This is a genomic window from Streptomyces sp. NPDC002776 (genome assembly GCF_053592195.1).
This window is the reverse complement of sequence record NZ_JBSFVG010000008.1, coordinates 70638-82669: the sequence shown is the minus strand read 5'-3', so window position 1 is coordinate 82669 and position 12032 is coordinate 70638. Positions and strand designations below refer to the sequence as shown.

Annotated in this window: 11 protein-coding genes; 8 read left to right on the top strand and 3 right to left on the bottom strand. The window is 73.3% G+C overall.

Annotation, left to right across the window (positions count from 1 at the left end):
• Positions 1-26: 26 nt before the first annotated feature.
• Positions 27-1133 carry a cell division protein ZapE gene (gene zapE, locus ACWD11_RS18075; protein ID WP_451284028.1) on the bottom strand — a complete coding sequence of 369 codons (1107 nt, stop codon included), beginning with the start codon at positions 1131-1133 and terminating at the stop codon, positions 27-29.
• 104 nt (positions 1134-1237) lie between these two features.
• On the opposite strand from zapE, the gene ACWD11_RS18070 reads away from it, so the two are divergent.
• From ACWD11_RS18070 to ACWD11_RS18045, 6 genes are all read left to right on the top strand, one after another.
• Positions 1238-1993, top strand: a complete 756-nt coding sequence (locus ACWD11_RS18070) for a pyrimidine reductase family protein (protein WP_451284026.1) — start codon at positions 1238-1240, stop codon at positions 1991-1993.
• Positions 1994-2187: 194 nt separating this feature from the next.
• Positions 2188-2643, top strand: a complete 456-nt coding sequence (locus tag ACWD11_RS18065; protein WP_389420080.1) for an indole-3-glycerol phosphate synthase — start codon at positions 2188-2190, stop codon at positions 2641-2643.
• Positions 2644-2717: 74 nt separating this feature from the next.
• On the top strand, positions 2718-4103 hold the full coding sequence (murC, locus tag ACWD11_RS18060; RefSeq protein ID WP_389419904.1) for a UDP-N-acetylmuramate--L-alanine ligase: 1386 nt from the start codon (positions 2718-2720) through the stop codon (positions 4101-4103).
• Positions 4104-4116: 13 nt separating this feature from the next.
• On the top strand, positions 4117-4524 hold the full coding sequence (gene msrB, locus ACWD11_RS18055) for a peptide-methionine (R)-S-oxide reductase MsrB (RefSeq protein WP_451284023.1): 408 nt from the start codon (positions 4117-4119) through the stop codon (positions 4522-4524).
• Between the two features lie 160 nt (positions 4525-4684).
• Entirely contained in the window at positions 4685-6037 is a 1353-nt protein-coding gene (locus ACWD11_RS18050) for an FAD-dependent oxidoreductase (protein ID WP_451284256.1), read from the top strand.
• 146 nt (positions 6038-6183) lie between these two features.
• Positions 6184-7404, top strand: coding sequence for a PP2C family protein-serine/threonine phosphatase (locus ACWD11_RS18045; protein ID WP_451284021.1), 1221 nt, complete (start codon positions 6184-6186; stop codon positions 7402-7404).
• Positions 7405-7922: 518 nt separating this feature from the next.
• Here ACWD11_RS18045 and ACWD11_RS18040 read toward each other — a convergent pair.
• Together ACWD11_RS18040 and ACWD11_RS18035 are read right to left on the bottom strand one after the other, a co-directional pair.
• Positions 7923-8903, bottom strand: coding sequence for a lysylphosphatidylglycerol synthase transmembrane domain-containing protein (locus ACWD11_RS18040; RefSeq protein WP_389419901.1), 981 nt, complete (start codon positions 8901-8903; stop codon positions 7923-7925).
• Positions 8904-9106: 203 nt separating this feature from the next.
• Positions 9107-9898 carry an SAM-dependent methyltransferase gene (locus tag ACWD11_RS18035; protein WP_389420078.1) on the bottom strand — a complete coding sequence of 264 codons (792 nt, stop codon included), beginning with the start codon at positions 9896-9898 and terminating at the stop codon, positions 9107-9109.
• Between the two features lie 259 nt (positions 9899-10157).
• Between ACWD11_RS18035 and ACWD11_RS18030 the strand changes: the two genes are divergently transcribed.
• Complete coding sequence (locus tag ACWD11_RS18030; protein WP_451284019.1) at positions 10158-10739, top strand: Rv1733c family protein; 582 nt, start codon at positions 10158-10160, stop codon at positions 10737-10739.
• Positions 10740-10976: 237 nt separating this feature from the next.
• Positions 10977-12032 carry a PucR family transcriptional regulator gene (locus ACWD11_RS18025; RefSeq protein WP_389419899.1) on the top strand — a complete coding sequence of 352 codons (1056 nt, stop codon included), beginning with the start codon at positions 10977-10979 and terminating at the stop codon, positions 12030-12032.

The window sequence follows — 12032 nt, the reverse complement described above, 5'->3', positions numbered from 1 at the left end:
TGAAAAGTGGGGTGGCCTGGCGTGAACTAGGCGGTTCGGACGAAACCCTTCGCATCCCGGGCGAGCGCGGTGAGGCGCGAGATCGCGCGGAAGTACTTCTTGCGGTACCCGCCCTTCAGCATCTCCTCGCTGAACAGCTGATCGAACGGCAGCCCCGAGGCCAGCACCGGCACTTCACGGTCGTAGAGCCGGTCCGCGAGCACCACCAGCCGCAGCGCCGTCGACTGGTCCGGGACCGGCCGCACATCGGTCAGGCACACCGCCGTCACGCCGTCGGTCAGCGCGCCGTACCGGCTGGGGTGCACCTTCGCCAGGTGCTCCAGCAGCCGCGGGAAGTCGTCGAGCGAGGCGCCCGCGGTCGCGTGGGCCGCCTCGGTCACCTGCTCGTCGCCGAACGGCGCCGGGGCCTCGGGCAGGCCGCGGTGGCGGTAGTCCTCGCCGTCGATGCGCAGCGGGCGGAAGTGCGCCGACAGGCCCTGGATCTCCCGCAGGAAGTCGGCCGCGGCGAAGCGGCCCTCGCCGAGCTTGCCGGGCAGCGTGTTGGACGTGGCGGCCAGCGCGACCCCGGCGTCGACCAGCTTGCCGAGCAGGGTGGAGACGAGGACCGTGTCGCCGGGGTCGTCCAGCTCGAACTCGTCGATGCACAGCAGGCGGTGCCCGGACAGGGTCTGCACCGTCTGCTGGAAGCCCAGGGCGCCGACGAGGTTCGTCAGCTCCACGAAGGTGCCGAACGCCTTGCGGGACGGCTCGGCGGGGGTGGCGTGCCAGAGCGAGGCGAGCAGGTGGGTCTTGCCCACGCCGTAACCGCCGTCCAGGTAGACACCCCGGGGGCCGGCGGGGGCCTTGGGTGCCTTGGGCCTGCCGAGGCCGAAGAAGCCGCGCCTGCCGGAGCCGCCCGCCGCCTGCGTGCCGCCGAGCCCCGCCGCGAAGGACTCCAGGACCTGGACCGCCTCCGTCTGGCTCGGCTGGTTCGGGTCCGGGAGGTAGGTGCCGAAGCGGACCGAGTCGAAGCGGGGCGGGGGGACCATCTCGGCCACCAGCCGGTCCGCGGGGACGCGCGGCTCGCGGGAGCAGAGGGACAGGGGGGTCGCTTCGGCTATCGGGGACTCGCCGGCGGAGCTGGAGGAGGACACGTTCACCGATTTTAGGGGGTGGCCGGCGGGCGGCCTCTCCGGTGCGGGCCGACCGGGGGTGCTCGCGCCGGTATGTCCTCGCCCCTGCGTGGAACACTGCCCGCATGCGACGCCTGTTCCCAATGACCGATCAGACGGACGACCGTGAGTGGACGCTCGACGAGCTGGCCGACGTCTACGCCTATCCCGACCCCACCGCACCATGGCTGCGCGCCAACATGGTCTCCACGCTCGACGGGGCCGCCCAGTACGACGGCAAGTCGCAGCCGATCTCCAGCGCGACCGACATGCGGATCTTCGGCACCCTGCGGGCGCTGGCGGATGTCGTGGTCGTCGGTGCGGAAACGGTACGCCAGGAGGGGTACCGGCCCGCACGCGCGCGTGCGGAGTTCGCGGCGCGGCGCGAGGCGGCCGGGCAGGCGCCCGCACCGGCCATCGCGGTCGTCACCGCCGGCCTCGACCTGGATTTCTCCCTTCCGCTTTTCGCCTCGCCGCTGGTGCCGACGGTCGTGCTGACCGGCGCCGGGGCGGCCCCGGACCGGGTCGCCGCCGCGGAGAAGGCGGGGGCGCGGGTGCTCTTCGCCGGTGACGGCGCCGGGGTGGAGCCCGGCCGTGCCGTCCAGGCCCTCACCGGACTCGGGTACCGGCGGCTGCTGACCGAGGGCGGGCCGCGCCTGCTCGGCCAGCTGATCGCGGCCGGGGTGCTCGACGAGATCTGCCTGACCGTGGCCCCGATGCTCACCGCGGGGAACGCGCAGCGGATCGCGGACGGGCCCCCGGTCGAGCTGCCCCGCAAGTTCGCACTGATGTCCTTGCTGGAGGAGGAGGGCTTCCTCTTCACCCGGTACGGCCGGGTCTGACGGGGGCGGCGGGGACGGGGAGGTGCCGACTCGGGCACCGGGGTCCCGAAAACACCGGAATCACCCGTTCCGTTTAGCCCCCGGCGGGCACACTACAACTCGCAGTCCCCGTGCGATCACGGGGCAGGATGGTTTCCGCAGGGCCTTGCCGGGTCCTGTCGCAGAAGGAGCGCCTGGTGTTCAGAAGCGTATTGATGATCGAGAAGGCCCTGACGTCCGCGGACGTGGAGTTCGTCACCACGCTGCACGGGGACGAGCCGGTCTCCTTCCATGTGCTGCTCCAGCCGCGCGGCGACCAGGCCGATCGCCTGCTGCGGGCCATCGACGACGTGGCGCTCGGCGAGCTGGACGAGGCGGCGCGGGAGCACGAGACGCCGGAGGGCGAGGAGGCCAGGGGATTCGGGGAGCGGGCCCTCGCCGTCTCCCTCCAGGCGCTGCGGGCGTCCGGGAGCGAGGCGGACGGGCGGCTGATCGAGGATCATCCGCTGGACGCGCTGAAGTCCCTGGTGGACGAGGTGCGGGCGGACGAGGTGATCGTCCTCACCGATCCGCACTACGTGGAGGAGTTCTTCCACCGCGACTGGGCTTCGCGGGCCCGGCACAAAGTGGGAGTGCCGGTGCTGAAGCTGTTCTCGCACAGCAAGGCGTAGGTCCTCGGCGGGCCGCCGCACCCCATAGGCTGGGGGCACCTTCACCGTCGTACCGGATCTTGGGAGATATGTACATGGCACCCGGCCTTCCCTCCGCCATGGACCGACCGCACTTCATCGGCATCGGCGGTGCCGGGATGTCCGGCATCGCGAAGATCCTGGCGCAGCGCGGGGCCGTGGTGGCCGGAAGCGATGCCAAGGAGTCCGCCACCGCCGAGGCGCTGCGCGCGCTGGGCGTGACCGTGCACATCGGGCATGCCGCCGCGCATCTCGCCGACGACGCGAGCTGTGTCGTCGTGTCGTCGGCGATCCGGCACGACAACCCCGAGCTGGCGCGCGCGGCCGAGCTGGGGATCCCGGTGGTGCACCGGTCCGACGCGCTGGCCGCGCTCATGGACGGACTGCGGCCGATCGCGGTCGCCGGTACGCACGGCAAGACGACCACCACCTCGATGCTGGCCGTGTCGCTGAGCGCGCTCGGTCTCGACCCCTCGTACGCGATCGGCGGGGACCTGGACGCGCCGGGCTCCAACGCCCTGCACGGCGACGGGGAGATCTTCGTCGCCGAGGCCGACGAGTCGGACCGCAGCTTCCACAAGTACGCGCCCGAGGTGGCGATCGTGCTCAACGTGGAGCTGGACCACCACGCGAACTACGCCTCGATGGACGAGATCTACGAGTCCTTCGAGACCTTCGCGGGCCGGATCGTGCCCGGCGGCACGCTGGTGATCTCCGCCGACCACGAGGGCGCGCGCGAACTCACCCGGCGCCTGGACGGCGTCCGCGTGGTGACGTACGGCGAGTCCGAGGACGCCGACGTGCGGGTGCTGTCCGTGGTCGCGCAGGGCCTGAAGAGCGAGGTGACCGTGGACCTGGACGGTCAGCGGCTCACCTTCGCCGTCTCCGTGCCGGGCCGGCACTACGCCCACAACGCCGTGGCCGCGCTGGCGGCGGGCGTGGCGCTCGGGATCCCGGCCGCGGAACTCGCCGGGGCACTCGCCGCCTACACCGGCGTCAAGCGGCGCCTGCAGCTCAAGGGCGAGGCCGCCGGGGTGCAGGTCATCGACTCCTACGCGCACCACCCGACCGAGATGACCGCGGACCTGGAGGCCATGCGCGCCGCCGCGGGGGACGCCCGGATCCTCGTCGTCTTCCAGCCGCATCTGTTCTCGCGGACTCAGGAGCTGGGCAAGGAGATGGGGCAGTCGCTGGCCCTCGCGGACGCCTCGCTGGTGCTGGACATCTACCCGGCCCGCGAGGACCCGATCCCCGGAGTCACCAGCGAGCTGATCATCGAGGCGGCCCGGGTCGCCGGCGCCGACGTGACGCCCGTGCGCGACAAGGGCGAGGTCGCCTCCGTCGTGGCGGGAATGGCGAAGCCGGGTGATCTCGTTCTCACCATGGGCGCGGGCGACGTGACGGACCTCGGCCCGCAGATCCTGGACCGCCTGTCGAAGTGAAGGGCTGAGACCCATGTCGTACGACGTCGAGAAGCCGGACGAGCAGTGGCGCGCGGAATTGACCCCGGCCGAGTACGCCGTGCTGCGGCAGGCCGGTACCGAGCCCGCGTTCACCGGTGAGTACACCGACACCAAGACCGAGGGCGTGTACTCCTGTCGCGCCTGCGGTGCCGAACTGTTCACCTCGGACACCAAGTTCGAGTCCCACTGCGGCTGGCCGTCCTTCTTCGACCCTAAGGACTCCGACGCGGTGGAACTGCTGTCGGACACCTCGCACGGCATGGTGCGCACCGAGGTGCGGTGCGCGCGGTGCGGGTCCCACCTCGGCCATGTCTTCGAGGGCGAGGGCTATCCCACGCCGACCGACCAGCGGTACTGCATCAACAGCATCTCCCTGCGGCTGACGCCCGGCGCGGACTGACCGCGTCAGGGCGACAGCGGCCCGCGGAAGGCCGAAAGTCGGTCAACCCCCTTTCGCGGCGCGGGATACTCGGGTCCTCGCGTGACGTGGCGACCAGGGGAGCGGATCGTTGAACTCGGCCGGAGACAAGGGCCGCCCGGGCGGGCGGCATGCGGTGGTGGTGGGCGGCAGCCTCGCGGGGCTCCTCGCGGCGCACGTCCTGGCCCGGCACGCCGACCGGGTGACCGTCGTGGAGCGCGACCGCTTCCCGGACGGCGGTGACTCCCGGCCCGGTGTGCCGCAGGGCCGCCATCCGCACGTCCTGCTCCAAGGCGGGCAGACCGCCCTGGAGTCGCTGCTGCCGGGCTTCCTCGCGCAGTTGCGGGAGGCGGGGGCGCCGCGGGTGGGCATGCCGGCGGACATGGTGCTGTGGCAGAGCGGCCGCTGGCTGCGCCGGGTGCTTGCGACGACGCACATCTACACCGGTTCCCGCGCCCAGTTGGAGGCGCTGGTGCGGGCGCGGGTCCTCGCCGATCCGGTGATCAGCGTGGTGGAGGGGGCCGACGTCGTCGGGCTCCTCGGGGACGCCTCCCGGGTGCGGGGCGTCCTGCTGCGGGAGCGCTCCGGCGACGCCCGCGGGGAGCAGCGGCCGCTGGAGGCCGACCTGGTCGTCGACGCCACCGGCAGCGGCACGAAGGCGCCGCAGTGGCTGGAGGCGATCGGCGCCGAGCGCGCGCCGGAGGAGACGATCGACACCGGGCTCGCCTACGCCTCCCGCGTCTACCGCGGCCACAACGGCGCCCTCGGCGGCGAGACGCTCGGCTACTACGTCTATCCCGGCCCCCTGCAACCCCACGGCGGCGGCGCGCTGCCGCTGGAGGACGGCAGCCACCTGGTCATCGTCTCGGGGCTGCGCGGCGACGAACCGCCCACGGACGACGAGGAGTTCGTCGCCTACACCAAGCGGCTGGCGCATCCGCTCCTGGACCGCTGGCTGGAGGACGCCGAACCGCTGTCACCGCCGTTCGGCTACCGGCGGACCGCGAACATCCGCCGCCGCTACGACCTGCCCGGCCGCCGCCCGGCCGGATTCCTCGCCACCGGCGACGCCCTGTGCACCTTCAACCCGATCTACGGTCAGGGCATGGCCATCGCCGCGATGGGCGCGGTCGCCCTCGGGGACGCGCTGGCCGACCGGCGCCGGACGCCCACGACGCGGCGCGTGCAGCGGGCGCTCCTCGCGGCGTCCCGGCAGGCGTGGGACATCTCCGCCGGCGCGGACCGCTCGATGCCCGGAGCGGTCGGCACCGCGACCGAGGGCGGGCCCGCGGACCGGGTCGCCGGCTGGTACCTGCGGCGGGTCCAGGAGCGGGCCCCCGGCGACCCCGTGGTGGGGCGCGCCTTCCGCCAGGTCCTGAGCCTCGCCGCGCCCGTCACCGCCCTGTTCGCCCCGCCCGTGGCCCGGGCCGTCCTCTTCGGGCCGCCCGGACCGACGCCCGTCGATCCGCCGGCGGAACCGGAGCGAGCGGTCTAGATCCCTAGGGGCCCCGAGGAGTCCTCAGCCCTCGTGGGGCACGGGACCCGAGGGCGTCCGGCACCTCCCGCCGACGTACGGGCGTTCGAAACGTCGCCACCTGCGCGTTACCTGCTCCGGTTCGCCGTGCTCGTAGGGTGGTAGGTGTGGCGCGATCGTTCGAGTCGTTTCATAGCCCGGCGACGGCTGAGCCGGCCGATTCCGCCGACCCGCCCCCGTGGGGCGCCGGCGGCTCCCGGCTGAGCGCGCTGCGCTCGGCGGCCGCCCGCGTCGGCACGACCCTGGACGAGGACACCACCTGGGCCGAGCTGACCCGGGAAGTCGCCGGCCAGGTGGGAGGCGCGGTGGCGGTCCTGCGCGAGCGGGGCGAGGCCGGCGCGCGGTACGAGTTCGTCATCGGGAACCCGGCGGTGCTGCCCGACGCCCGCCGGGCCGCCGAGGTGGCCCGCGGGACGGGCGGGAACGGCGCCGTACGCCTGGCGTCCGGCGGCTCCCGGCCCGCCCTGCGCATCCCCCTCGCCGCCCATGGCCACCGTTACGGCACGCTGGTCTGCGCCCGGGAAGGGGCGCCCTTCGGCCCCGCGGAGGAGGAAGTGGCCGCGTTCCTGGCCGAGCGCGCCGCCTCGACCATCCGGCACGCCCGCGAGCACGACGCGGTGAGCGGCATCGTCGGCAGACTCCAGCGGGCCCTGCTCGCCGAACCGGGCCGCCCGCATCCCAACCTCGACGTCGCCATCCGCTACCTGCCCGTCGGGCATCGCGCGCTGGTCGGCGGCGACTGGTGCGAGACCGTACGGCTGCATTTCGGCCGTACGCTGCTGGTGGTCGGCGACGTCATGGGGCACGGTCTGGACGCCGCCGTCGACATGACGGCCTACCGCTCGGCCCTGCGCTACATAGCCTCCGCCGATCTGCCGCCCCACCGGATACTCCGCCAGCTCGACGACATCGCCTCCGCGGAGCCGGAACGCCGCCCCGCCACCTGCCTCATCGCGCGCGTGGACCCCGTACGCGGCCTGGTCACCCTGGCCGGCGCCGGGCATCTCCCGCCCGCCGTGATCGACGGATCCGGGCGGGTCTCCCTGCTCCCCGTGCCGGTTGGCCCGCCCCTGGGCACCGGGCTCGGCGGCTACGAACCGGCCACGTACCGCCTCGACCCCTCCCAGGCGCTCCTGCTCTTCACCGACGGCCTCGTCGAGCGCCGCGGCGAGGACATCGACCAGTCCCTGGACCGCCTGGCGGGGGTCAGCTTCTCGGCCGCCACCGGCGTCCAGGACGTCCTCGACACCGTCCTCGCCCGCCTCGACGCCCGGCACGCCGAGGACGACGTGGCAGTCCTCGCCGCCCGCCTCCACCACCGCTCCTGAGGCCCGGCGAAGCGGGGGCCGTGCGGCGCGGTGCCTCTCGACCGGCCTGCGGGTGGCCGAGGGCCGGGGGGTGCCGGGGGGGACCGGAACGGCAGGGCCCGGCGCCTTTCCTGATCTCGGTGACGCAGGGCTGTGCGGCGTGGTGTTGCGTGCGTGTGGCCGGGGGCCGCGGTGTCGGGGTGGCCCGAGTGGCAGGGCTCGGCGCCGTTCCTGATCTCGGTGACGCTGGGGCCGCGCAGTGAGGGGTCTCTCGACCCGCCTGCGCGGGGCCGGGGGCCGCGGTGCGCGGTGTTGGGATGAGCGGAATGGCAGGGCCTGGCGCCTTTCCTGATCTCGGCGAACGTCAGGGCTGTGCGGCGTGGTGTTGCGTGCGGGTGGCCGGGGGCCGCGGTGTCGGGGTGGCCCGAGTGGCAGGGCTCGGCGCCGTTCCTGATCTCGGTGACGCTGGGCCCTGCAGCGGGGTGTCTCTCGGTCGGTCGCCGCTGCGCGACCCGAGCGACAGGGTCCCTGTGTGCCCGTCAGAGCAGTTTTCGGTGGGTCAGGGCTGAGAGCGTGAGGAGGCCGGGTAGCAGTGGTAGCCATACCGTCAGCACGCGGTAGCCGAGTACGGTCGCCGTGGCGGGGGCCAGGGCGGTGCCGAGGGTGACCATGGTGAACACCAGCGCCGCGTCCACCGGACCGATCCCGCCCGGCGCGGGCACCGCCCCGACGGCCGTACTGGCGGCCAGGAACGCGAACACCAGCTGCGCCCACGACAGCGGCAGCCCGAGCGAGGCCCCCACCGAGGCGACCACACCGGCTTGGAGCAGCGGGATCGCGGCCGCCCCGCCCCACAGGGCCAGCACCCGGCAGGGCATGGTGTGCAGCAGCCGCGCGTCGGTCAGCGCGGTGCGCAGGAACCGCAGGATCCCGCGCCGCAGCGGCCGTACGGTCGCCAGGAGCAGGGCCAGTGCGGCGAGTACCGTCGTCGCGCCCACGCCGGCCGTCACCAGGATCCCGCGGTCCGGGACGAGCCCTTCGAGACGGATCAGCTCAGGGGCCGCCAGCAGCAAGGTGAGCAGTACGAACGTCTTCGCGACCGGTTTGACCAGGGAGTACAGGGCGAGCGAGGCCGCGGCCCGGGGCAGGGGTATGCCCTGGCCCTGGAGGAAGCGCAGGGTCACGGCGTGGGCGCCGATACTCGCCGGGAGTACATGGTTCGCGGCGCCCGCGGCGAACTGCGAGGCGAGCAGCGGCAGGGGCGGCAGCCGCTCGGGGATCGCGCCCTGCCGGACGCAGGCGGCGGCCACCCAGGTCAGGCAAGTGAAGCCCACGCCGGCCAGCAGCCACCACGGGTCGGCGGAACTCAGCCGGGAGACACCGGCGTACACGCCGCGCCAGTCGGCGGCCAGCCAGACGCCGATCAGCACGAGAGGGAGGGCGGTCAGCACATGGCGGGCGAGGGCGTTGGGCGAGGGGGAGTACCAGCGGGCCGGGGCGGGGAGCGGGAGAAGGGACATGGCGCACGTCGTCCTTCCGCGTCACGCCCACGCGGCGCAGGGCGGACGGATCACAAGGCGAAGCAGGGGGGACGAGCGAAAGGTGCCCGCTGGATGTGACGCCGCGGAGTCCGGAAACCGACGGCCCACCGAAGAAACGGGTCACGGCGTGCGCAGCGGGCCGTTCCGCGCCTGTGGAACGGCCCCCGCAGCAGTGAGCGTGCCTACGCCTTGCGGCCGACCCCGCAGTAGGCGTCCACGGCGTTGGCCGGAGCCTGCGGGCCGGTCTCGTCGCGGCGCCAGTCGGTGACCGGGACGACGCCCGGCTCCACCAGGTCCAGGCCGTCGAAGAAGGCGGCGATGTCCTCGACACTGCGGACGTAGTACGGCACCGCGCCGCTCGCGTTGTAGGCCTCGGACGCGGCGATCATGCCCTCGCTGGTGGCCGTGCTGTCGCTGACCACCAGGTAGCTGCCCGAGGCCAGGCCCGCCATCAGCCGCTGCACCAGGTCCACGGCCTGGGCGTGGTCGGCGACATGGCCCAGGGTGTTGAGGATCATCAGCGCGACCGGCTGTGAGAGGTCGAGGGTCTCCCCGGCGGCTTCGAGGACGGACTTCGGCTCGTACAGGTTGGCGTCCAGATAGGCCGTCTTGCCCTCGGGGGTGCTGGTGAGCAGGGCGTTGGCGTGGGCCAGGACGATGGGGTCGTTGTCGACGTAGACGATCCGGGCGTCCGGGGCCACGCGCTGGGCGACCTCATGGGTGTTGTCGGCGGTGGGCAGGCCGGTGCCGATGTCCAGGAACTGGCGGATGCCCTGCTCCCCGGCCAGATGGCGGACCGCGCGGCCCAGGAAATGGCGGCTGGAGACCGCGACGTCGACCAGACCGGGGAAGATCTGCTTGATCTCGTCGCCGATCTCCCGGTCGACCTCGTAGTTGTCCTTGCCGCCGACGAAGTAGTTCCAGAAGCGCGCGGAGTGCGGCTTCGTCGTGTCGATGCGGGCGCGTATGTCCATCGACGCGCGGATCTGGGGATCGACGTCCGACACGGTGCGGCCTCCTGCGGTGGCTTCGTTGATCAGGTGGTGCCCAACTTAAGCGAACTGACTTTCGCCGGATGCGGCTTGGAACGGGAGAGCCCCGGGAACAGTCGATTTTCGGCCAGGTTGATTGAACAGTTGATGAAGACGGGCGGGAGACCGGCCGGGCGCGGTACCCGCCGGACAGGCGCACACTGGGAGTGTGCTGTCGGTGCTCTCCAGGGGGTGTCGGCCGATGGCTGAGCCACGGTGCGAACGCATACGGATGTGGCGGTGGCGGCGCAGTCCGCTGAGGCGGCGCTGCGACCTCGTCGAGGCCTGGGTGGTGCTCGGCGGCTGGGTGCTGGCCCTGGTGGGCGGGGCGGTGGCGGGTCTGATGGCGGTCGGCGCGGTGGAGCGGGCCGCCGAGGAGCAGCGGGAGCGGAGCCGGCAGGTGTCGGCGGTGCTCGTGGAGAACGCGGACGACAAGGTGCCCGCCCGGATGCCGGCCGACTACCGGGTGTGGGCCGAGGTGAGCTGGACCGACCCCGACGGCACCACCCGGACCGACGACGCACGGGTGGCGCCCAGGACCAAGGCCGGGGCGCAGGTCCCCGTCTGGACCGACGGCCAGGGCCGGGTCACCGCCCCGCCGTTGAGCAGCGGTGAGATCGGACTGCACGCCGCCTCCGGCGGGACGCTGGCCGCGCTGTGCACGGCGGGCACGGTCCTCGGCACGGTGTGGGTCGTCCGGCAGCTGATGGAGCGCCGGCGCCTCGAACAGTGGGCCGTCGAGTGGGAGCGGATCGACACCCGCAACGGCTGGAAGACGGGCTGAGCCCGGGGGCCCGGGAACCCCCTGCCGTTCCGGGCGGCTCCTCGCGCTGGAAAGTCGCGGGAAAACGACGTAGAAAGCGATGTCGGAACGGCGGACGGCACACGACGACGTACGCACGACGAAACGCGACGACGTTCGACTACAGACGACTCACGACGACTCACGACGACGTACGACGACGTACGACGACGTACGACTACGACGACTCACGACACAGCGGAGAGCGGAGGAGCGCCGATGGCGGGGCCGGACGCGTACGCGGAATATCTGACCGGCTACCGCGACATCCTCGCCGACGCCTCGGCCACCGGCCGACGGCTCACCCGCGCGGAGCTCGAGTCCCGTCGTGACCTGGGGGAACGGGCCGCCGAGGCCGGGCTCGGGCTGCGTGCCATGGTCGCCGCCCACATGGCCGAGACCCGCGCCGCCCGGCCCGCCGGCGGCTCCGTGGACGCCGTCCTGGCCGCCGCCGCGCAGGCCCTGGACGCCTTCGCGGAGGGCTACGAACGCGCGCAGCGGGACGCGGTACGCCAGGAGGAGGCCGCGCGCCGGGAGTTCGTGGACGATCTGCTCTACGGCCGCAGCGACCTCGGCCTGCTGGCGCAGCGGGCGGAGCGCTACGGGCTGCGGCTGTCGCACGCGCACGCCGTCGCCGTGGCCCGGGGCCGGACCGGTTACGACGACGGTGACCCCGTGCCCCGGGAGGTGGAGCGCGGGCTCATCGGCCGGTTCGGGGACCGCAGCATCCTGCTCACCACCAAGGACGGCCGGATGGTCTGCATCGCCCCCGGCAACCACGACGACGTCCTCGTCCACTTCGCCAAGCACGCCCATGCCGCCACGGACGGCGGCCAGGTGGCGATCGGCCGCGCGCACCCGGGGCCGGCGGGCGTCGTCCAGTCGTACGAGGAGGCCCTGAACGCCCTCGATCTCGCCGAGCGCCTGGATCTCGGCGAGCCGGTGCTGCACGCTGCCGACCTGCTCGTCTACCCGGTCCTCACCCGGGACCGGCAGGCCATGGCCGACCTCGTGATCAGTGCTCTCGGCCCGCTGCGCCAGGCCCGCGGCGGCGCCCGGCCCCTGCTGGACACGCTGACCGCCTACTTCGACTCCGGCTGCGTGGCCGCGGAGGCGGCCCGCCGGCTGTCGCTCAGCGTGCGCGCGCTGACCTATCGCCTGGACCGCGTCCACCAGCTGACGGGCGCGAACCCGGCCGACCCGGTCCAGCGGTACACCCTCCAGACCGCGGTGATCGGAGCCCGCCTGCTGGACTGGCCGGCCAAGCCGCTGTGA

Excerpts from the sequence above, each read along its gene's own strand:
- ACWD11_RS18070 (WP_451284026.1), top strand. The coding sequence starts at position 1,238 with ATGCGACGCCTGTTCCCAATGACCGATCAGACGGACGACCGTGAGTGG.
- ACWD11_RS18065 (WP_389420080.1), top strand. The coding sequence starts at position 2,188 with ATGATCGAGAAGGCCCTGACGTCCGCGGACGTGGAGTTCGTCACCACG.
- murC (WP_389419904.1), top strand. The coding sequence starts at position 2,718 with ATGGCACCCGGCCTTCCCTCCGCCATGGACCGACCGCACTTCATCGGC.
- msrB (WP_451284023.1), top strand. The coding sequence starts at position 4,117 with ATGTCGTACGACGTCGAGAAGCCGGACGAGCAGTGGCGCGCGGAATTG.
- ACWD11_RS18040 (WP_389419901.1), bottom strand. The coding sequence starts at position 8,903 with ATGTCCCTTCTCCCGCTCCCCGCCCCGGCCCGCTGGTACTCCCCCTCG.
- ACWD11_RS18035 (WP_389420078.1), bottom strand. The coding sequence starts at position 9,898 with ATGGACATACGCGCCCGCATCGACACGACGAAGCCGCACTCCGCGCGC.
- ACWD11_RS18030 (WP_451284019.1), top strand. The coding sequence starts at position 10,158 with ATGGCTGAGCCACGGTGCGAACGCATACGGATGTGGCGGTGGCGGCGC.
- ACWD11_RS18025 (WP_389419899.1), top strand. The coding sequence starts at position 10,977 with ATGGCGGGGCCGGACGCGTACGCGGAATATCTGACCGGCTACCGCGAC.